This is a genomic window from Lysinibacillus sp. NPDC096212, assembly GCF_044763105.1.
Taxonomy (GTDB): domain Bacteria; phylum Bacillota; class Bacilli; order Bacillales_A; family Planococcaceae; genus Lysinibacillus.
On sequence record NZ_JBIWFQ010000005.1, the window covers coordinates 105,590 to 128,023 of the forward strand.

The window sequence follows — 22,434 nt, forward strand, 5'->3', positions numbered from 1 at the left end:
TATTAGAATCGTGTTATAAGACTATAACAGTTCAAACTAAACAAATTCTAAACAATTTGAAAATTGCCCCAAAATAACATTGGATAAAAAAGAAAAATCTACAACTTTCCTCAAATAAGCTGAGGAAAGTTGTAGATTATTTTCTTGTATGACAACGAACAAATGAAGGGAACATGCCTTTTAATTACTGATTACAAGAACAACTTATCTTAATTAATTTAATACCGTTAAGATATTATGGTCGCATTTCCATCCAGCTTTCAAGATGGTGGATTGCAATACCATTAAAGCTCTGATTTTCGGAAAAATATTGTTGAATTTTGTTCAATTGTTGATCCATATATGCTTCCCCTTCTTCTGAGAAGCTAACTAAGTCTCCTTCTGCTGACTTCAAAGTTTCAACACCTACAACAACTTTTTTATCCATTCGTTTAGCATATTCAATTTCATTTTTTACGATTTGTATAATGTCCTGTGAATTATCTCGATAAGCCATTATCGTCACACCATCTGAATAATTAATTAACCATTCAGATAAAATACCCTTACCATATTTAGTCTCATATAAAATTTCGTCATACCAAAAAGGTATATCTAATTCTAATGGTAATTTTAATGACCGTGCTTTCTTTTTCGCATGTATAACTAACTGTTGATAGGTTTGAATCGCGGTTGTTTGTTTTGTAGTCCAAATATGTGTTTCATATGGTTCAATATCTAAATGTATTCCTAAAAAACTTTGGGCCTCTGTTGCTTCACGTTGATAAAGCTCTAGCCAATTCATAAGTTGATTTTGATACTCAATGCCATTCTCTGTAATCCAATAGGATTCTCCAGCAAGTGCATATATTTGGATGTTTTTTGCGGTAGCCTTTTCTATAAAGTTTTGATAAACGCTTCTCGATATTTCATAATCAATTTGTAAATAAACTTTGTTTATGCGTTTATTTTCTAAAAATTGTAATGTACTGGTTTCGTTATCTACAAGTATCCATGGATTCCAAATCCATGTAGAGTGTTGTTCTTCTGTAATACCATTAGCCTTTATGGTTGTACTATTTAGTGACATAAACAATATGCATATGATCATCAACTTAAACTTTCGACTATTAATAATTTCACACAGCCCCATTCGTTCAAACTAGTTATACCATATCGAAAATTTCTATAAATAGAAATAAACAAAAAGAAGGATATGTTTCTTCTTATTTTTGCTCCTCATAGAATAGGGATTTGTTCTTAAAAGACTGATCAATCTATCTGTATTTTTCTATAGACACATGCCGGGCGCATCAAAAAAGCAATATGACCACAAATGAGATCATATTGCTTATTATTAAATATTCCCTTATGAAAAGTTCCTAAATGGCAATTTTTGTTGACTTAGTTGATTCTTTTCGTAATTTTAGCGATTTTAACAATCACTTTTATCCGTCACTGGCGATTCGTTCCGTCGCCTCAGCACTTCTATCCGCCACTTTGATGATTCTATCCACGACTTCGACTATTCTATCCGTCACTTTGATATTTCTATCCGTCGCTGCGTCGTTTCTATCTACGATTTTGGCGGTTCTTTCCGCGACTTTAGCTGTTCTATCCGTTACTCAGCTTTTATGAATTAGTCTCTTTGTTGAAACGATCGACAATCATAGATAATGCTCCATCTCCAGTTACATTTGTAGCTGTACCAAAGCTATCTTGCGCTAAGTATAGTGCGATCATTAGTGCAACCATTGTTTCATCGAAGCCGAGCATTGTTTGTAGTAAACCAATTGCTGCCATAACTCCCCCTCCAGGGACACCTGGTGCAGCAACCATTGTAATACCTAGCATAAAGATAAAGCCGATATATTGTGCAAAACCTATATCCATACCGTTCATCATCATAACACCTAAAGAACAAGTTACGATTGTGATCGTACTACCTGATAAATGAATAGTGGCAAACAGTGGGACTGTGAAATTCGTTACTTTTTCTGAAGCTCCTGTTTTTTGCGCTTGTCGCAATGTAACTGGAATAGCTGCTGCTGAGGATTGTGTGCCCAAAGCTGTAAAATATGCAGGTAGCATTGTTCGAAGTAACATAAGTGGATTTTTCTTATTTAAAGTTCCCGCAGCAGTGTATTGAACTAGCAATATTACCCAATGCATCACAATTATAAGTGCGAAGACAATTGCGAAGACAGATAATATTTTTGCTACTTGACCTCCGTATGTCATGTTCAAGAAGATCCCGAAAATATGAAATGGTAAAAGTGGAATAATTACAAATGAAATTAACTTTTCAATGATAACATTAAACTCTTCAAAACCACGTTTCATAACATCACTTTGAATGGCAGTCATACCAATTCCTACGATAAAGGCAAAAATTAATGCTGCCATGACATCCATTATTGGAGGCATTTCAACTTTAAAGAATGCCTGTGCTAAAAATTCCTCAGGGTTTTTCATGCTTTCCATATCACCATTTGAAATGAAATTAGGCAACACATTGCGCGCTACAAAAAAGGCAAATATTCCTGCAATGATTGTTGAGAAGTAAGCAAAGAATGTTGCTAAACCTAATAATTTCCCTGAGCCTTTCCCAAGCTGAGCAATGCCCGGAGCAATAAATGCAATAATAATAAGTGGTACAACAAATTTTAAAAAATTACCGAATATGCCATTGAATGTTGCAAATATACGTACAAATGACTCTGGCGCAAAGCTTCCAAGTATTACCGCTAACAAAATAGCAACAATAATTTTTGCCAATAAACCAAATTTAAACTTCACGATATTGTCCTCCTAAAAAAAACAACTGTCTTTCTCGAATGTATTATTAGTAATTTAACATAAACAGTTGAGAGAATATACAGCTTACGAAATAGGCGGAATTGCAAAACTCTTTTTTATTTTCTGATAAAAATACCATTACCATAACGTCTGGTTGAATTCCGTTCCGACTGGGCGCTTTCGCACAGCTAACATCCGCTTCGCTGCAGGGTCTCGGCCAGCCGATGCTTTATACGCGAAAGCGTAGTGCTAACGAAGCGGCAGCGGAAAAAGGGTTTTATCTGCACAAAAGCGAAACGGTAGCAGCACTATGTTGGCTACGAAGATGTTATCACAGGACGTGATGCTTTTAGCCTTCGTTCCTTTATTGTTGATCCCCAAGGAGTCGCCCAATCGGAACGAAGATCAACATAGATAATGGCAAACGTTTTAAGACATCTATAACTTTTGATGACGAGCCAATAAAAAGCAAAAAACTTAGAATAGGCAAATACTCACCTATCCTAAGCTCTATTTAACTTCTTTCAGCAAAAGTCTCCCACCTCTATAGGTGATGAGATGAATGCGGATTTAAGCTACTTTACAACGGTTGTCCAAACACCAGCTGAAATAAGTTAAAGCCTCCGGCGGATGTCACAGAATCGGAAAGGAGTTCTTAGGGGATGTTAGCCTAAAACCATCGCATCCATGCGATAACGGCTAACTGACCTGCATCGGTGCTGCTGTCGCTGCGTTAGCACTACGCTTTCGCGCAAAAAACATCTGCAGGCCTAAGCACAAAGCCGATTCCGGACGCATTGTTTATCTGCGCGAAAGCGAAGCGACAGCGAAGCGACAGCGAAGCGACAGCGAAGCGACAGCGGCAATTATGCCGAGGCATAATTGATTAAACTTTAAATAATTTTTGTAAAATATAATAGGATTGTTTTAAACGCTCTTCATACTTTGGAGTTTGCCATTGTTCCCAAGAATAAGCTGAAAGAGCAGGCAAGACATGGCCGTTGGTCTCTGGTAAAGATTTCACAACCTTGCCATCCTTATCTACAAAGACAGCACCAATATAAATATTATCTACCTTAGTAGAAGCTGTCACACCATCTTTATATAGATCTCCCATAAACTCACGCTGACTTGGATCTTTTGCTTGGATTAGTAGCCAAGGAATTCGTAGCTCAATAACATTATTATCCGTCCAAGTATAGTCTACTAATGAATTATAATCTTTTGCTTTTGGATTGGCATTCCCTTGAAGAAGCTTCCCTGTTTCATAATAACTAAAATCGGTCGTAATTTTTTGCTCTGGTAAGTATAGCTGTTTATTTAGCACATAGTTAATCGGTGCAAACTTACCACTATTTTTTGTGATAGTTGCCATACGAGGCGGAATCATATTTAACTTATGACCGTAAAAATAATCATAGAAATCATAGTACTCATCTATGACGACTCGAGAGTCTCCACTTTTATTTAATTCCACAATAAAATCTACGCCATTTGAAAAGGTCATATCTTTTATTGATGTTGCCGACGTATTTCCTTGGTTTGGTGCGACATCAAGTAAAATACGCGGTGATGCTTTATCTAAAACATCACTTTTTATTTTGAAATACAAATATCTTTCATCGTAATCGACAGCAAAATCTGTGGAATCAGAAGGTGCGGTATTGTACATTTGTGTACCTTTCCACTCCTTTGTATCGCCGTCTACTTTTACTTTAAACCTATCAAAGCTTAGTACACCAAATTGCTGTTCATTCGTTTGTGCGTTGGACCAAAATGGTCGACGATTTGGATCATCATAATCCATCGTATTCCATGTTCGCTTAAACCACTCGTCCTGCCATGTAAAGACAAGTCCTCCTAGCAAGCCTTCATGCATAATATCTTCATATAAATGTTGAAGTGTTTCACCTTGCTGCTGTTCGGACATATGCCCCTGATTCCAGCCATAAACATTTTCATGTGTCATACCGCGCGCTGCTGGGATTCCAAATTCCGCAATAAGAACAGGCATACGATGAGCTTCATGTAAGTCTTTTAAATATCCTGCATAACTATTTTTATTGCCCCGGAAATCTTTATAATTTAAATATTTTTGGTCGAAGTTAAAGAAGTCAGGGTAATATGGATACACATGATAGGAAGCAAATTGTCCTGGTGCCTGCATCTCACCCTTCGTATAAATGACATTTGGATTGACTCCTACTAAATCTTCATCTTCAGAAGGTTCAGATGGGTGGTCTAGTAAGTCAGTTGTTACCCAGTTTGTAAAACTCATAGGGCGAATCCAATTGTATTGATCCTTCTCATAAGTAGTAATAAGATCCATTTGCTCCGCTAACCAATGCTCAAATGGTGCAGCATTTTTTGTTTCAAAATACGTCCCATTGTATTCACCTATATTAGCGTGTTTTTCGTTCGTACCGACTACCATGTGCGGATACCATTCAATTCCTAGCACCCAGCCAATAACGTAGTTTGAAACGTCAACATCGTATAATCCTGAAGCATGTCCTGTTACTGGCTTCACATAAGTGTTGCCGTGGATAACGTCTACCATGCGCTTCATTTCACTTTGGAAATCCTTTAAGGTAGTTTCATCATAGGCATCTAGTGAGTCAGACAATCCTTCCTCATTAATCCATACACCATGCAAGACATACAGTGGTTTATCTGGGTTTTCCTCGTTATATTTAGCAAGTGCCCGATAAAAACCTGGTGGGTGTAATGTATAGACACGAATCGTATTGGCATTCATCTCACCAATTTGACGGAACCAGCGATAGTACTCTTCTTCCGTAATAGCGGCCTCGCCAGGGAATGCTCCCGGTTTCCCCATACCGATATTAACGCCCTTAAAGACTAGTGGCTCCCATTTCCCATCGCGTAAGACTTCAAATGATTCACCTTTAATCCGTGCATTATAATTTTGTTTTTCATGATTAACGTTTTCTTGAACCTCTTTTTGCTCAAACGTTTCAAAAATTTTATGCATGACTGGTATATAAATCGACCAGTAAAATGAACTATCTGCATATTTCTCAGCGTATTTATAAATGGTCGGTAATCCCTTTATTTTGTAAAGAGACGGTACCCGTGACATATCGTTAAAGTCTCCAGCAAAGTAATAGCTTGTAGTGTAGCGTTTTTCCTGTGAAACGATAGCCGCAAATTGCTGTGGAATATCGTTGTCCTTTAATAGTTTTTCCCCATCTTTTGTTAAGTCCCATTTATAATTAGCAAGAGCATCCTCTGCATATTTAGGCGTGATAATATCAAACCAATAGCCATACTCTGCACTAGCAGAAGTATTAAAGAATTTTTTCCCTTCTTCAGTAAATTGCAGCTGAATACCTTCCGTTTTTACATGCTTGTCCAGTTCCAGCACAATGAGCTTTTCTGTAATTTCATTAAATAAAAGAAAGCCACCGCCCTTATATGGCCAATTATCACCATGTTCATCTATGACCCATTGTGGGATTTCTGAGTTTTTATGATAATCAAGCTCATCAAAATAACGCCCAATCCATCCAGACCATGATATTCCTAAATAGTCCTGTAGCTCTTTTCTAACTGCCTCTGATGTTGGTGACGCAAATGTATTGTATTCAGCAATTAGCATACTTTTCTTGTTGCTTGCTAAACGACCTACTATTGATTGCCATTCATCCATTTCCAAGCCACCAACAATTTTTTCTGAGCGTTTACCTAGACGCTTTTTTTCATTTAAATCATCCTTATAAACACCATACGTATCTGCCAAATAAATAACATCATAATTGCTATAGTCGGTCGGAAACTTTTTTTCAGATACTCTTTTCGTTTTATCATTCGGAATCGTACCATAGTAATTTTTTTGTACATCATACGGATGATCATCGATTGTGTATTTATAATGGTTTAAAAACCAGTTCACACCTAAATGCTCTCGATATGTTTCATTCGGAACCGTTTTATCTAGAATCGCGACGTTCAGCGGTTTTTCATCGCTCAAATACCACCATGCTATAGGTGTAATAATGAGAATTAGAATAGCTATAATTCCTATATATATTCGCTTCATACACTGTTCTCCTTTTCAGCGATGCCGACACGCTTCATATTACCCCAATCGCTTTTTCTTAGCACAAACCGAACTAATCCTTCACAGCGCCATAAAAGAGTGAGTGGTCGATACCAAAAAATTTCAGTAAATGCTAAAAGTATCATTCGTAATAGCTCTCTCTTTCTCGGATAAGCGTTCATTGTCCATGCCTCGAATAGTATAGATGCTATTGAAAAAATAACTCCATAAATAACGAAGAGCAGCAACAGTATTACCGCTGCTTCATAATAGATTTTCCCTAAGAAAAATGCTACAACGATATAAATATAACCACCTAGCTCAACAATTGGACCTAGACATTCTACAAGCCAAAAATAAGGCAATGCAATAAACCCTAATAAGCCATATTTTGGGTTGAATGTCATCGTTTTATGCTTCCAAAGGCTTTCGAATAATCCTTGATGCCAACGTCTACGTTGATTTCGCAATACCCCTAATGTCTGAGGTGCTTCCGTCCAGCACACAGGATCTGGTACAAATTCAATACGCTTCTTTTCTTTTTTCTTTCTTATCAAACGGTGAATATTCACGACAAGCTCCATGTCTTCTCCAATAATATTCGTTGAATAACCGCCCGCTTCCACAGCCCATTCTTTCGAAAAGACGCTAAATGCTCCCGAAATAATAAGCACAAGATTGAATTTACTTAAAGCGATTCGCCCCATAAAAAAAGCTCTCAAATATTCTATTGTTTGCATGACTACTAAGTAATTATTTGATAAGTGCGTTTCAGTAACGGAACCAAGCTGCATTTTCGCTCCATTGGCTATTCGAATATTCCCACCTGCCGCAATCACTTCACCATCAGATAAAATAATCGGCTTCATCACACGAAGTAATGATTTTTCATCTAAAATTGAATCACCATCAATAGAGCAAAAATAAGGATATTGCGAAACATTAATACCTACATTTAATGCATCCGCCTTACCACCATTTTCTTTATCTACTAAAATACAATTCTTATAAATTTCTGATTCGTAAATTTGTTTCACTTGTTTTGTAGGGATACTTGCACGAACAATTTTATCAACGGGCTTCATTCTGAAATGCTCGATGACCGTTTGCAGTGTAGTGTCAGTAGAACCATCGTTAATAATGATAATTTCCGTTTGCGGATATCGTAAATTCAGCAATGAATAGACTGTATCGACAACTCCAACCTCTTCATTGTAAGCAGGGACTAGTAAGGATACTGGTTTTGAGTAGAAGGCATCGATATGTGCATCATCATACTCTGAGGGATCTAATTTATAGCGTTTTCGTAAATCTAGCATGGCAATTACAAACATTGTGCAATATGAAACGATAACGAATAACATATAAAACATAATAATGCCGCCAAAGAACCACATACAATAATCTAAAATTAATTTCATTTGATCCCCTGCCTTCTGACTACTGTTTCCTGTGCTATTTCAATTGCATATTGGTCGTTTGAAGACTCCATAAATTGCTGTAATTTTGCAATTCCTTCTCTATTTTCTGCAATTGTTTTTGCTGCCTGTGAGCGTACCCACCAATTTTCATCTTCAAGAAGCTGTTCTAAATAAGCATAGGTATAGTCTAGTGGCGCATGCTTAAAGAGTTTGGCAACCATTAATCTTACTTCCCACATATCTGAAGTCACAAATGGGACATAAGGATCGATTTCATCAATTACACCAATTTCGTAAAGACCCTTTAATGCTCTTATTGTTATTTCTGGAACCTCGTGTGTTAATAGCTGTTTTAACTTATCAATATATTGCATATTTCTTTTTACAGCTGCAGTATCAATTGCAGCAAATTGGATATTTTTCGTCCAGCTATCAAAGTCTTCAAACAATCGAATAAAAACATCATCCTCTAACAAGACAAATAATCTTCTATATTCGCTTTCAGAATAGCTAACGCTCGATTCTTTAATTTTTTCGATAAATAATTCTGGTTGGAACAGAGAGTAAATTTTTAACAGTTGAAAATATTCTTCCTCCGAAATTTTGGCTTTCTCGAATTGTTGACAAGCATCAACTAATTCCTCTATCTGTAAATCAGCAATTCGATATAAAGCATTCATCCTAATGCTCCAACGTTTACTTGCTAAATCCTTTTTATAAAACTGTTTTAAATAGAGATTAGAAAACTCTTTGATTTTATGTTCAACTATTTCATTCGTTATATTTTTTAAATACGATGAAAATATTGTTTCTATAGCTGCTACTTGAGCTCTTCCGCGGGGTACAAGGACTATAGAGAAATTTTCTTCATTGATTAAATAGTTGTACCAGTGCTGTGAATAGTTTTGTAAATAAGTATTATACGTTTCTGCAAAGCGAATCTCCCGCTGATGCTGCAAAAGTAGATATATCGTAAATAAAAATAAAATGACTAATAAAACAACGATGGCCGTTAAAAGAAAAGAAATCGATAGCTCGATCATAGCCAAAACCTCGCAAACGTTCTCCTGATTTTTGCTTCTAACAAACGTAAATTAAATGGTTTTACGATAAATTCATCGACTCCACCTTCATAAGCATTAAGTGTCGCCCCTTCTGAGTTTCGTTCTGACATCATATAAATGATGAACTTTTTCTCATTCGGCATTTCTCGTAAAATGTGCAAAATTTCTAAGCCATTTTTACGTGGTAAAATATCGTTCATGACAACTAAATGCATATGGCCTGTTTTATAGCTTTCGGACTGTAAAAAACTATAGCCATCTTCATAGGTAGCCACATCTAACGTAAAATGAGGAATATCTAAATCATTGAGCGTTGTTTCTAGCACTTTTCTAAAGATTGCATTTTGTTCAATAATGCTTACTTTTACTTGCTCAGTTGGTTGTTCACTATAATCTGTAACTTGTTCTATTGACCAAGTCGGCTGTTCGTCATCTGCTAGTTTTTGCTTATTTTTATCTAACAAAGTGTCAAAGTTTACACTATTATTTCTTATTTCAGTAATGGAGGCTTTTAACGCTATTTGTTGAAATTCCCTTTCTTGCTTCAGAATTGCAAAAATCCGTTTTAAAAACGCCTTTACCTCGACTTCACTACTTTGTAGAAAAAAAACTCCCCAATGCACGCCATCCGCTAATTGGAAAAGTAAATCTGTTTTTCGTATTTTTGATTTTAGAAAAGCTGAAATTAGATTACGTTCTATATCTGTTCCTTGTGGTGAATTAGCTAATTTAAAAAAGACTGCAGTCATTGTGAAACGTGAGCGAATGACGCTCTCACGCAATGTTTCAAAATAACCCTTCACCTCATGCTCCTGCATGATGTCTTCTGCGATGATTAATTTATTCATTGGTGTTCACTCCAGTTGATGTAAGAAATATTTGATTTTCTTTCATGTTTTCTAGCACTTTTTCGATTTATAAACACAACAACTATAGTAATAAAGATCACTAATCAATTTCTATATAAAATATTTGGTAAATCAGTCACTTTTAAAATATATTATATTTTTGCTATAAAACACAAAAGAAGACCCTTTTCGATAAAAATGTTATACTTTTCTGATAATAGACATCCTTTTTTAAACAAGAAAAAAAAGGGAATGCAAGCTTTAATACTTACATACCCTTTCAAACTGTAGATAAACACTATTTTGATATAAAATTACATAGTGTTTTTTTGACAACCTCTGTAGAGAGTGGCGACTTCTGTGGAATGGGCTTGCATTGAAAGCCCCGCAGGAACGTAGTGACGAGGAGATTGAAGCCAAAACCGTGGAAAGCACCAACTCTGCGTGATCATTACATTTGTTTTATTCTTTTGTAGACAAGCAAAAAGGGTGTGTAAGCTGTCATACTTACATACCCTTTTTTCGATACATTTTATTTTACTGGTACAACTGAGCCTTTCCACTCTTCAATAATGAAGTCTTGGATTTCTTTAGATTTTAATACTTCTATTAATTTTTTAATTTCTCGTTTTGTTTCATCACCAGCACGTACAGCGATAATGTTTACATATGGAGATTCTTTATCTTCAAGAGAAATTGCATCTTTCAATGGATTTAAGCCGTTATCGATTGCGTAGTTAGAATTGATAAGAACTGCATCACCTTCATTATTTTCATACATTTGTACAAGCATTTCAGGAGCTGTATTTGCATCGAATTTGAAGTTTTTAGGATTTTCTACAATATCCTTAAGTTCAGCAGATGTTTTATTTACTCCATCCTTAAGTTTAATTAAGCCCTTAGCTTCTAATAATGAAAGCATACGTCCATGATCTGCAACTGAGCTAGAAAGTAAAATTGTTGCACCTTCTGGAAGATCCTCAAGAGATTTATATTTTTTAGAGTAAATACCGATTGGTTCAATATGAATACCACCAGCGTTTACAAAATCATAACCCTTTTCTTTAATTTCCTTCTCTAAATAAGGGATGTGTTGGAAATAGTTTGCATCAATTTCGCCAGATTCTAAATCTTGGTTTGGTAATACATAATCTTGATATGTTTCAATTTTAAGATCGATACCTTCTTTAGCTAAAATCGGTTTTGCTTTTTCCAAAATAACAGCATGTGGTGTATTAGAAGCACCTACTGTTAATGTTACATTCTCTTTACTATCACCAGCATCAGATGATGAGCTTTTTTCTTCTTTTTTACCAGCACCACAAGCGGCTAGAGCTAGTACTAATACAGATAAAAATAATCCTGTTAATAACTTCTTCATTTTATTACTCTCCCTTTTCCTATATAAAATATGTTAGCGGTATGAAACCGAGATAACCTTTTAGATGTTCATAGTATGATGCTCTTTTTAGCGTTTATCTGTTTTGGTTGTAATTAAGTCGCCAATCCATTGAATAATAAATACTACTATTAAGATTAAAATAGTTGCCATTAAAGTTACATCTGTGCGATTACGTTGGAAACCATCTAAGAATGCTAAGTTTCCTAGACCACCTGCGCCAATAATACCTGCCATCGCAGTATAACCAACAAGTGCTACAGCAGTTACAGTAAGACCAGAAATAAGCGCTGGTAACGATTCGGGAATTAATACTTTCCAAATAATCGTTGACGTTTTGGCACCCATTGAACGAGCCGCTTCAATAACACCTTTATCAATTTCGCGTAAGGCGATTAATACCATTCGCGCATAGAATGGTGCAGCTCCAATAATTAATGCTGGTAAAGCCGCATCTGCGCCACGAATTGTGCCGAGTAAAAATTTCGTAAATGGAATTAATAAGATAATCAATACGATAAATGGAATCGAGCGGAAAATGTTAACGATTGATCCTGTTAAAAAGTTTACAATTTTGTTGGCCCATAGTTGGTTGGGACTTGATAAAAATAATAAGATTCCAATTACTAATCCAAGTATAAATGTGATGACCGTAGAAATTGTTGTCATATACAATGTTTCATACGTAGCGTCCCACATTTTTTCCCAGTCGACATTCGGAAAAAGACTAGTTAGCATTTGTAATCACCTCCGTTTGTACTTCGACTGTATTTAAGTAACTCAGTGCAGCAGCAACATTCGCCTCTGAGCCATCAATTTGCACAATAAGTGTACCGTACGCTCCATTTTTCGTTTGCGAAATATTACCATGTACAATACTTACTTCTACATCAAACTGTTTCACAAGATGTGAAATGACAGGCTGCTCTGTTTTTTCTCCTACAAAGATTAGCTTAACAAGTTGTCCATTAGGGTAATTTTCTTTAATTTGTGCCACAGTTTCCTGTGTTTCCTTCGTATCTGTAATTTGAGAAACGAATTTTTTCGTAATGGCTGCTTGTGGAGCTTGGAATACTTGTAATACTTCACCACGTTCTACAATTTCACCAGCTTCCATAACCGCTACACGATGACAAATCTTACGGATAACGTGCATTTCATGTGTGATTAACACAATCGTTAGACCTAATCGTTCGTTAATATCGACAAGTAGATCAAGAATAGCATCTGTTGTCTCCGGATCGAGTGCAGATGTTGCCTCATCACATAACAATACCTCTGGGTTGTTAGCAAGTGCACGAGCGATACCTACCCGTTGTTTTTGTCCCCCCGAAAGTTGTGATGGATATGCTTTTTCGCGCCCTTCCAAGCCAACTAGTGTAATCAATTCATTCACACGTGCTTCCCGTTTGGCCTTTGGCACACCTGCGATTTCTAATGGGAAAGCGATGTTTTCGGCAACAGTTCTAGACCAAAGTAAATTGAAATGTTGGAAAATCATACTAACCTTTTGTCTAGCATCCCTAAGCTTTTGTCCCTTTATGGACGAAAACTCTTGATTGTTAACCGTCACCTTACCAGATGTAGGCTTTTCTAAACCATTTAACAAACGAATCATTGTACTTTTACCAGCGCCACTATAGCCGATAATGCCGAAAATTTCACCTTTATTAATAGAAAGGTTGACGTCTTTAACTGCTGTTAATTCGCCATTCGTAGTTTTGTATTTCTTCGTAATATTTTGAAGATTGATCATAGCGAATTCTCCTTTTCTTATATCAATTATGCCTCGGCATAATTGTTGCTGTCGCTTCGCTTTCGCACAGATAAACATTACGTCCGGAATCGGCTTTGTGCTTAGGCCTGCAGATGTTTTTTGCGCGAAAGCGTAGTGCTAACGCAGCAACAGCAGCACCGATGCAGGTCAGTTAGCCATTATCGCATGGATGCGATGGTTTTAGGCTAACATCCTCTAAGCACTCCTTTTCGATTCCAGGACACCCGCTGAAAGAAATTAAAAAACCCCTTCACTTAAAGACAAGTAGAAGGGGTCACGTACATATACGCTAAACCGTTCTCTCATCTGTCAAAGATAAATCTTTGGGTGATTTGGCACCTTTTCACGTTTGTGATGGTTGCCGGGCTTCATAGGGCACTTCCCTCCGCCGCTCTTTATAAGAGTTCGATATATTTATTGTTTTTTTAATATATTTGTTACTTTACCATGTGATTAATATTCAGTCAATTAGTTTTTTAACAATTCGTATAAATATGGTACGGATTGGAAGGCATAAACCTTTTCTATCACTTCTCCGCCTTCACATACGAGTAAACATGGTACACTTTCGATTTTATTATCATAAGCTATTTGCTCTATAAAATTAATATTCGCCTTACCAACCTGTAGCTGTGGCAGCAATTGCTCAATAACCGCCATCATTTTCGATGCAACTGCGCACGTTCCACACATTGGCGTATATAAATAAAAGGCAGCCTTTTCACCGGACTGGATAGCCGTGTTCCACTGCTCTTTTGACCATTCTTCCATCTTTTTTCACGCAACCTTACAAAATATATTCATTATGGATTGAGAAATGTGCACGAAGCAATATCGCCGCTAACACTTTCCTCGGAGTTGTCTCAACTTCCTTATATGTTGGCATCGTACGTAAATGCTCAGCCTCTGGATAATGTCTGTCCATTAATGCCCGTAGCTTATTACCTGATGTATCTGCATCAAAAAATGTATAAAGCTCACAACCCTCATATGGATCGAGTAGCTCTTCTAATTGATGCACACCAATTGTACCATTTGTACAAAGTATTTTTACGTCTTCATTTAAAATAGGTTCGATTTGAAGTTTATCCGATCGGCCTTCGACAATTAAGCATTTTCCCTCGAACATCACGCCACCCCCATTTAGACATATCCCTTATAATTCATTATATCAACAAACCTTGTCGTTGATACAGTTAGATACCTATTAATAAGGGAATATACTTGCATTTACCTTACCAACTATAGTGGCAGGATGGTTAAGATAAAAAAAAACGTCGGTAGTTTCCGACGTTTTTCTGATCAATTATGCCTCGACATAATCGCGTCAGGAATCGGCTTTGTGCTTAGGCCTGCACGACGCAGGTCAGTTAGCCGTTATCGCATGGATGCGATGATCTTAGGCTAACATCCTCTAAGCACTCCTTTCCGATTCCATGACATCCGCCGGAGGCTTTAACTTCTTTTAGCTGATGTTTGAACACTCGCTGAAAGAAGTTAAAGGCTTGTCTTATTCTGCAATCATTTCTTCGTATTGCTCAGCTGTCATAAGCTTGTCAATTTCTGAAGCATCAGCAGGCTCTACAACGATCATCCATGCTTTTTCATATGGTGATTCATTAACGAATTCTGGGCTATCTTCTAAATCTGCATTTACTTCAACTACTGTACCTGAGATTGGTGCGTATAATTCAGAAACTGTTTTAACAGATTCTACGCTACCGAATGGATCATCAGTTTTGATTTCGTCGCCAACTTGTGGAAGTTCAACGAAAACGATATCTCCAAGTTCAGCTTGTGCGAAATGAGAAATACCGATACGTACTTTACCATCTTCTACTTTTACCCATTCGTGCTCTTCAGAGTAACGTAAGTCTTTAGGTGTGCTCATGAAAAAAACCCCTCCATAAATATGTAATATATTCATTTTCAGTGTGCCATACTTCTACCATAAAAACAAGAATCAATTATGCCTCATTCAGCTCAATACCTATAGAGGTGAAGAGTTCTGACCTGACGCTTCGCTTTCGCTACATACAACATTTACTGAAACAAGTGAAAAGCGGTTATTTCCAAGCTTGCTCAAAATCTGATTCTTTAAACCCTAAAGTAACTTTTTTTCCATCGGTTACAATCGGACGTTTAATCAACATACCATCTGATGCAAGCAGTTCAAGCTGCTCCTCTTCAGTCATTTCAGCAAGTTTATCCTTCAAGCCAAGCTCTCGATATTTCATACCAGAAGTATTAAAAAATTTCTTTAAAGGTTGTCCACTAGCTTGCCATAAGTTTGATAATTCATCCTTTGTAGGTGGTTGTTCGACAATGTGTACCTCTTCGTATGAAACCCCATTGTCATTTAGCCATTTTTGAGCTTTTTTGCAAGTAGTACATTTCGGATATTGAATAAATTGAATCGTCATTTATAGGCTCCTCTACTTTCATCTTTAGGAACAACATTTTCAGTGTATCCCTCATTTTCTGTAGTATACCATCATAACCGTTACGAGCCAAAATGAAACTCTTCAAGCCAAAGCGTGGGGTTGATTTCCGTTCCGGCTGGAAGCTACTCATGATGCTTTCGGGGGTTCTTGGAATTTTTATCAGCGATTCTCATGTTGTTATCAGCGATTCTTGGCATTTTATCAGCGATTTTCTTGTTGTTATCAGCGATTCTCGGCATTTTATCAGCGATTTTCTTGATGTTATCAGCGATTCTCAGCATTTTATCAGCGATTTTCTTGATGTTATCAGCGATTCTCAGCATTTTATCAGCGATTGGCATTTTGGAATGGTCCGTTTCCTTCGCTCCGTGCAAGGTCTCGCCTGTTTCGCTTTCGCACAGATGAAACCCTTTTGCTATCAAACTACATTTCAAAGGATACATGTGGAGTGGAGACAGGGCGACATTATAAAGCGCACACAGTTTTGTGTATGAATCCTTTTTTGCTCTTTGGCAGGTGGATGTCGATAAAATTTAGAAGTTGGGTGATAAAACATGAAAGTTAGTCGATAAAATTCAAAAGTTGGGTGATAAATCGTGAAAGTTGGTAGATAAAATTCAAAAGTTGGGTGATAAATCGTGAAAGTTGGTAGATAAAATTCAAAAGTCGGGCGATAAATCGTAAAAGTGTTCTGATAAAACTAAAAGTTGGATGTTATTTTGTTAAAGCGAAGCGACCCCATCGAATGCGCGTAGCCGGAACAGAAATCACCGTAGAGCTATACTTTTATTTCCAACAAAAAAACCTAGCTATCACATCTCGGATAGCTAGGTTAGGATTGCTATATTAAACTACAAATTTTTCTGCTTCAATTAATTTAACAGAAGCTTCGCGTTTCTTCGCGATTAAGTTGTATGGATTGTTGCGAGTTAATTTACGTAGTGCAGACAATGTCATGCGTGCAGCGTCGCCGTCTGCTGAAGCAAGAATCGTATCTTTTGCTTCTTTTTCAATTTCTGCAAATGCTTCTTGGCAGAAGATTTGAGTGTACAGTAATTTTTGATGAGCTTTTTCAGCACCGTCACGAGCAATCGCTTTTTCTGTACGCAATACAGCTGATTCCATCGCGAATAATTGGTTTGCGATATTTGCAATATTCACCAATACTTCTTGCTCTTGATCAAGCTTCGCACCGTAGCGTTGTGCTGCTATGCCTGCTGCTAATACAGCAATTTTCTTCGCATTTTTCACAAGATATTTTTCCTGTGCTAGCGGCTCTGTGCCTACATCCTCAGGCATTAGCATTAGAAGCTCCTGTTGTAAGTTTTGAGCAACTTGTAGTAATGGTAATTCACCTTTTAATGCTTTCTTCATAAATGTACCTGGTACAATCATGCGGTTAATTTCATTTGTACCTTCAAAAATACGATTAATACGAGAATCACGATAAATACGCTCTACTTCGTATTCAGCCATAAAGCCGTAACCACCGTGTAATTGAACCGCTTCATCTGCAATGTAATCTAAAGTCTCTGAACCAAATACTTTAGCAATAGAACATTCAATAGCATACTCAGCAATTGCACCAGCGATCACTTTCCCTTGCTTTTGCTCTTCTGGGCTTAGCTGACTTAAACGGTCTTCAAATAAACCTACTGTACGATAGTTTAATGACTCAGATGCATATAATTGTGAAGCCATTGTTGATAATTTTTCTTTTGTTAGATTGAAATCAGACAGCTTCGTTTTGAACTGCTGACGTTGGTTTGTATATTGAATGGCAAGCTCTAATGCACGCTTCGAGCCACCAATTGTTCCAACCCCTAATTTATAGCGCCCGATATTTAAAATATTAAAGGCAATAACGTGTCCACGACCTACTTCACCTAAAAGGTTTTCTACAGGTACTTCTGCATCTTCAAGGATTAATGTACGAGTCGATGAAGATTTGATCCCCATTTTTTTCTCTTCTGCGCCAACCGAAACGCCATTGTAGGCACGTTCAACGATAAACGCTGAGAATTTATCGCCATCGATTTTCGCATAGACAACAAATACATCTGCAAAGCCTGCATTTGTAATCCATTGCTTTTCACCATTTAAAATATAATGTGTCCCTGCATCATTTAATTTTGCAGTAGTTTTTGCACCTAATGCATCTGAACCTGAACCTGGCTCAGTTAATGCGTAAGCAGCAATTAATTCACCTGATGCAAGCTTTGGTAAATACTTTTGCTTTTGCTCTTCATTTCCGAAAAGTACGATTGGTAAAGAACCAATACCTACGTGTGCACCATGCGTAATAGAGAAGCCACCAGCAACAGACATTTTTTCTGCGATTAATGCAGAAGAAACTTTGTCTAGTCCAAGACCCTCATATTCTTCAGGTACATCTGCGCTTAATAAGCCGAGTTCACCTGCACTTTTTAGTAGACGAACCGAATGCTCAAATTCATGGTGTTCTAAGTTTTCAACGACTGGTAACACTTCATTTGCTACATACTCTTCAGTTGTTTTAGCAATCATTTTATGCTCATCTGTGAAATCTTCTGGTGTAAATACACGATCTAATTCCACATCTTCAATAATAAATCCGCCGCCTTTAATGAAATCCGTTGTTTTTTCTGTCATTCTAAATTCCTCCCTATTTATCTATTGTTAGTAGTTTTAATCCCCAATATATAGAAAAACTTGGAGCACTGTGTTCGGAGGCAACCGGAAACGCTGCACTCCAAGCTGATCTAGCAAAAATCATAGAATTTCAAACACTCCTGCAGCACCCATTCCGCCGCCAATACACATTGTCACGACGCCATATTTCTTACCTTGACGCTTCAATTCATGAATAAGCTTTAATGTTAAAATGGCTCCAGTTGCACCAAGTGGGTGACCTACGGCAATTGCTCCACCATTGACATTTACTTTGTTTTGGTCGATGCCTAAATGGCGTACGACTTGTAGGGATTGTGACGCAAATGCTTCGTTAATTTCCCATAAATCAATGTCATCAATTGCTAATCCTGCAATTTCAAGTGCTTTAGGTACTGCCACGATTGGTCCAATACCCATCACCTCAGGAGGTACACCACCAACTGCAAAGCCTAAAAACTTCGCCATTGGTGTAAGCCCTTGCTTCTCTGCTTCCTCACGATCCATCACAAGTACTGCCGCTGCACCGTCTGAAGTTTGAGAGGCATTACCAGCTGTAACGCTGCCCTTAACATGGAAGGCTGGACGAAGCTTCGCTAAACCTTCTACAGATGTACCTGGACGTACACCTTCATCCATGCTAAACGTGAATTTTTTCACCTGTGGCTTGTTGTTGTCATCTACATAATGCTGCTCTACTTCGATTGGTACGATTTCATCATTGAATTTACCTTCTTTAATCGCTTTTTCCGCAAGCTCATGTGAACGCACCGCAAATGCATCCTGATCTTCTCTACTTACATTGTATTGACGTGCCACTTCCTCTGCTGTGTGCCCCATCCCCATATAATATTGGGGAGCAGTTTCTGCTAAAGTTGGATTTAAGCGAGGTGTATTACCTACCATTGGCACCATACTCATCGACTCGACTCCACCAGCAAGAATCGCCTTAGAATGTCCTAGCATTATACGCTCTGCTGCAAAAGCGATTGCTTGTAAACCTGATGAACAGAATCTATTAATTGTCTGCGCTGGTGTTGTATTTGGTAACCCGGCAAGCGCTCCTATATTACGTGCTACGTTCATGCCTTGCTCAGCTTCAGGCATTGCACACCCTAAAATTAAATCGTCAATCGGACCTTCATAGCCCGCTCTTTTTAATGTTTCTTTGACAACAACCGCTCCAAAATCATCTGGTCTAACTGTTGCTAAAGAACCCTTCTTCGCTTTTCCAATCGGAGTTCGTGCTCCTGCTACAATAACGGCTTCACGCATCGTATTAATCCCCCTTTGTTTCATGTGCAAGTATGGTTACAGTCTTGAAATTAGTTACGCAGTGGTTTGCCCTTTAAAAGCATGTGCTGCATTCTTTGTTGAGATAAAGGTTCTGCAACTAAGCTTAGGAACGCCTCACGCTCAAGGTTTAATAGGTATTGTTCATCTACTAATGTGCCATACGGAACTTTACCACCAGCAATGACATACGCTAATTTTTTAGCGATTTTTAAATCGTGTTCACTAATATAGCCTGATTCAAACAACCCTTGCGCACCGATTAATAGCGTACCGTAGCCTGATGCACCGACTACAGGAACTTTCGCAGGTACAGGTGCTTGATAACCTGCCTCATAAAGTGCTAGTGCAGCTTGCTTTGCATCGTATAGTTGGTGATCTGGGTTAACAGAAATCCCATCAGCAAAGTTTAAGAAGTTATTTTCACGTGCTTCTTCGCCAGACGTCGAAACTTTTGCCATTGCAACTGTTTCAAATACTTTATTAGCAATATGTTGATAGTCTACCTCAACGCCATTTGGTAACCCTTTGATGAATTTTTGGTAAAGTGCCTTATTACCGCCTCCGCCAGGAATTAATCCTACGCCGACTTCTACTAAGCCCATATACGTTTCCATCGTTGCTTGAATATGTGCAGCTGGTAAGCAAACTTCTGCTCCTCCACCAAGTGTCATAGCAAAAGGTGCTGCTACAACAGGCTTGCGAGAGTATTTAATCTTTTGCATTGCATCTTGGAATGCTTTAATAACGAAATCTAGCTCAAAAATATTATCATCCTGTGCTTCTACTAAAATCATTCCTAGATTCGCACCAACACAGAAGTTTTTCCCTTGGTTACCGATGACTAAGCCTTTATAGTTAGCTTCTACTTCATCGACTGCAAAGTTAATCATTTGAATAATGTCTAAGCCAATTGCATTCGATTGGGAATGGAATTCAAGTAAGGCAATTCCGTCACCTAAATCTATTAAGCTAGCACCTGTATTTGATTTGATAACACCGTGCTTTTTCTTATAACGTTTTAAGTTAATTTCTTTTTCATTAACTGGCACTTTTACGTAGTCAGAGCCATTATAATAAGCTAGATCGCCGTCAATTTCCGAATAGAAAGTTTCAAAGCCGCTTGCTAACATATCTTTGACAAATGCCGGCACCTCACGACCTTCAGCCTCCATTTTAGCTACGGACTCTTTCACGCCAATTGCATCCCATATTTCAAATGGCCCTTGCTGCCAGCCGAAGCCCCATTTCATAGCATTGTCAATCGCAACAATATCATCAGCAATTTCACTGTGTAGCTGTGCCGAGTAAATTAGCGTCGGAGCTAAGATACCCCATAATAACTCTCCTGTACGATCCTTTGCATATGTTAGTGTTTTTACTTTATTTGCTAATCCACGAGTTTGTTTTGCCATCTCGATAGAAGGTGTTTTCAATTTTTTTGCTGGGCTATATTCTAGTGTGTCTGGATCAATTTCAAGGATCTCTTTACCTTGCTTTAAGAAGAACCCTTGACCTGATTTTGCTCCTAGCCAGCCGTTTGTAACCATTTTCTGTAGGAATTCTGGTACTGCAAACACTTGCTGCTCTTCATCAGTTGTTTGATCATAAACGTTTTTCGCTACATGAATAAATGTATCTAAACCAACAACATCCAACGTTCGGAAGGTTGCGGATTTTGGACGACCGATTAGTGGGCCTGTTACAGAATCCACCTCACCAACCGAATAGTTACCCTTCATCATTTCTTGTAAAGTAATTAGTAAGCCGTACGTTCCGATACGGTTGGCAATGAAGTTCGGTGTATCCTTAGCAAGTACAACGCCTTTTCCAAGCACATCTTCGCCAAATGTTTTCATAAAGCTTACAACTTCTGTCGCTGTTGTGTTTGCCGGAATTACTTCAAGTAATTTTAAATAGCGTGGTGGGTTGAAAAAGTGAGTTCCAAGGAAATGCTTTTGAAAATCTTCTGAACGTCCTTCTGCCATTGCATTAATACTTATGCCAGATGTGTTTGAACTAATAATTGTGCCAGGCTTACGTACAGCATCAATTTTTTCATATAGGTTTTGTTTAATCGCTAAATTTTCAACGACAACTTCTATAATCCAATCTACATCTTTTAATTTCTCTAAATCGTCCTCAAAGTTACCAACCGTTAGTAGTGATAAATTTTTCTTAGAAGTAAGTGGTGCTGGCTTTTGCTTTAATAACTTTTGAAGAGCTCCGTTGACAATACGATTTCTTACAGCAGGATGCTCTAAGGAAAGACCTTTTGCTTCTTCCTCTTTTGTTAGTTCCTTCGGTGCAATGTCTAATAATAATGTTGGAATACCGATGTTTGCTAAATGTGCTGCAATTCCAGAGCCCATTACCCCAGATCCTAGAACAGCCGCTTTTTTAATGTTGTAAGTCACAAGCAATTCCCCCTTATTCTTCCATTGAATGAATAGTCATTCATTTTTTGGCCAAAAAAATATCAAGTTTGCCTTAGTGTATTTTTGTCCAGATCATCTTAGGCGTAATCTGTGACATACTACAAAGGCTTATCTTCATTCAGCAACCATTTTGAATTAGAGGTTAATATCTTCTGCTGAATAAAGATAAAACTACTTTTTCTGTTTTTAGTTTAGATTATTTTATCTGATTTAGCAATCTTTTTTCACCAATTATTTTTGCAATATACAACTTTTTTCGT

The 22,434-nt window shown here is 37.6% G+C and carries 17 protein-coding genes and 1 riboswitch; all 17 genes read right to left on the reverse strand.

The window, feature by feature from the left end; all coding sequences use genetic code 11:
* Positions 1-235: 235 nt before the first annotated feature.
* The 17 genes from ACIQ7T_RS06960 to ACIQ7T_RS07040 all read right to left on the reverse strand — a co-directional run bounded on the left by ACIQ7T_RS06960 (position 236) and on the right by ACIQ7T_RS07040 (position 22,153).
* Positions 236-1,069, reverse strand: a complete 834-nt coding sequence (locus ACIQ7T_RS06960; RefSeq protein WP_370078140.1) for an amidase — start codon at positions 1,067-1,069, stop codon at positions 236-238.
* A gap of 542 nt (positions 1,070-1,611) precedes the next feature.
* Positions 1,612-2,778, reverse strand: a complete 1,167-nt coding sequence (locus ACIQ7T_RS06965; protein WP_370078146.1) for a dicarboxylate/amino acid:cation symporter — start codon at positions 2,776-2,778, stop codon at positions 1,612-1,614.
* Between the two features lie 886 nt (positions 2,779-3,664).
* Positions 3,665-6,841, reverse strand: coding sequence for a hypothetical protein (locus tag ACIQ7T_RS06970; protein ID WP_402869332.1), 3,177 nt, complete (start codon positions 6,839-6,841; stop codon positions 3,665-3,667).
* Positions 6,838-8,262: a glycosyltransferase family 2 protein gene (locus ACIQ7T_RS06975; protein WP_370078149.1), complete on the reverse strand. Its 1,425-nt coding sequence runs from the start codon at positions 8,260-8,262 to the stop codon at positions 6,838-6,840. Before ACIQ7T_RS06975 ends, ACIQ7T_RS06970 begins: the two co-directional genes overlap by 4 nt.
* The gene (locus ACIQ7T_RS06980; RefSeq protein WP_402869334.1) at positions 8,259-9,305 is read right to left on the reverse strand and encodes a HEAT repeat domain-containing protein; all 1,047 of its coding nucleotides are present in this window, start codon (positions 9,303-9,305) and stop codon (positions 8,259-8,261) included. The genes ACIQ7T_RS06975 and ACIQ7T_RS06980 overlap by 4 nt, the downstream gene beginning before the upstream one ends.
* Entirely contained in the window at positions 9,302-10,174 is an 873-nt protein-coding gene (locus ACIQ7T_RS06985; RefSeq protein ID WP_370078153.1) for a response regulator, read from the reverse strand. The genes ACIQ7T_RS06980 and ACIQ7T_RS06985 overlap by 4 nt, the downstream gene beginning before the upstream one ends.
* A gap of 532 nt (positions 10,175-10,706) precedes the next feature.
* Positions 10,707-11,555 (reverse strand): MetQ/NlpA family ABC transporter substrate-binding protein, encoded by an 849-nt coding sequence (locus ACIQ7T_RS06990; protein ID WP_370078155.1) that lies wholly within the window; start codon positions 11,553-11,555, stop codon positions 10,707-10,709.
* An 87-nt stretch (positions 11,556-11,642) separates the two neighbouring features.
* A complete protein-coding gene (locus ACIQ7T_RS06995; RefSeq protein ID WP_370078157.1) occupies positions 11,643-12,311 on the reverse strand; it encodes a methionine ABC transporter permease in 669 nt (222 codons plus the stop codon).
* A complete protein-coding gene (locus tag ACIQ7T_RS07000; RefSeq protein ID WP_370078159.1) occupies positions 12,301-13,329 on the reverse strand; it encodes a methionine ABC transporter ATP-binding protein in 1,029 nt (342 codons plus the stop codon). Before ACIQ7T_RS07000 ends, ACIQ7T_RS06995 begins: the two co-directional genes overlap by 11 nt.
* A gap of 320 nt (positions 13,330-13,649) precedes the next feature.
* A riboswitch (SAM riboswitch) is annotated at positions 13,650-13,754 on the reverse strand.
* A 64-nt stretch (positions 13,755-13,818) separates the two neighbouring features.
* Positions 13,819-14,121 carry a thioredoxin family protein gene (locus ACIQ7T_RS07005; protein WP_370078161.1) on the reverse strand — a complete coding sequence of 101 codons (303 nt, stop codon included), beginning with the start codon at positions 14,119-14,121 and terminating at the stop codon, positions 13,819-13,821.
* A gap of 16 nt (positions 14,122-14,137) precedes the next feature.
* Complete coding sequence (locus ACIQ7T_RS07010) at positions 14,138-14,479, reverse strand: toprim domain-containing protein (protein ID WP_132361835.1); 342 nt, start codon at positions 14,477-14,479, stop codon at positions 14,138-14,140.
* A 381-nt stretch (positions 14,480-14,860) separates the two neighbouring features.
* Positions 14,861-15,241 carry a glycine cleavage system protein GcvH gene (gene gcvH / locus ACIQ7T_RS07015; RefSeq protein WP_132361837.1) on the reverse strand — a complete coding sequence of 127 codons (381 nt, stop codon included), beginning with the start codon at positions 15,239-15,241 and terminating at the stop codon, positions 14,861-14,863.
* Positions 15,242-15,416: 175 nt separating this feature from the next.
* Positions 15,417-15,773 (reverse strand): arsenate reductase family protein, encoded by a 357-nt coding sequence (locus tag ACIQ7T_RS07020; RefSeq protein ID WP_370042360.1) that lies wholly within the window; start codon positions 15,771-15,773, stop codon positions 15,417-15,419.
* 143 nt (positions 15,774-15,916) lie between these two features.
* Positions 15,917-16,135, reverse strand: a complete 219-nt coding sequence (locus tag ACIQ7T_RS07025; protein WP_402869339.1) for a hypothetical protein — start codon at positions 16,133-16,135, stop codon at positions 15,917-15,919.
* A gap of 505 nt (positions 16,136-16,640) precedes the next feature.
* Positions 16,641-18,425, reverse strand: a complete 1,785-nt coding sequence (locus tag ACIQ7T_RS07030) for an acyl-CoA dehydrogenase family protein (protein WP_402869341.1) — start codon at positions 18,423-18,425, stop codon at positions 16,641-16,643.
* 120 nt (positions 18,426-18,545) lie between these two features.
* Positions 18,546-19,718, reverse strand: coding sequence for an acetyl-CoA C-acetyltransferase (locus ACIQ7T_RS07035; RefSeq protein WP_370078166.1), 1,173 nt, complete (start codon positions 19,716-19,718; stop codon positions 18,546-18,548).
* 50 nt (positions 19,719-19,768) lie between these two features.
* Positions 19,769-22,153, reverse strand: a complete 2,385-nt coding sequence (locus tag ACIQ7T_RS07040) for a 3-hydroxyacyl-CoA dehydrogenase/enoyl-CoA hydratase family protein (protein ID WP_402869343.1) — start codon at positions 22,151-22,153, stop codon at positions 19,769-19,771.
* Between the last annotated feature and the right edge of the window lie 281 nt (positions 22,154-22,434).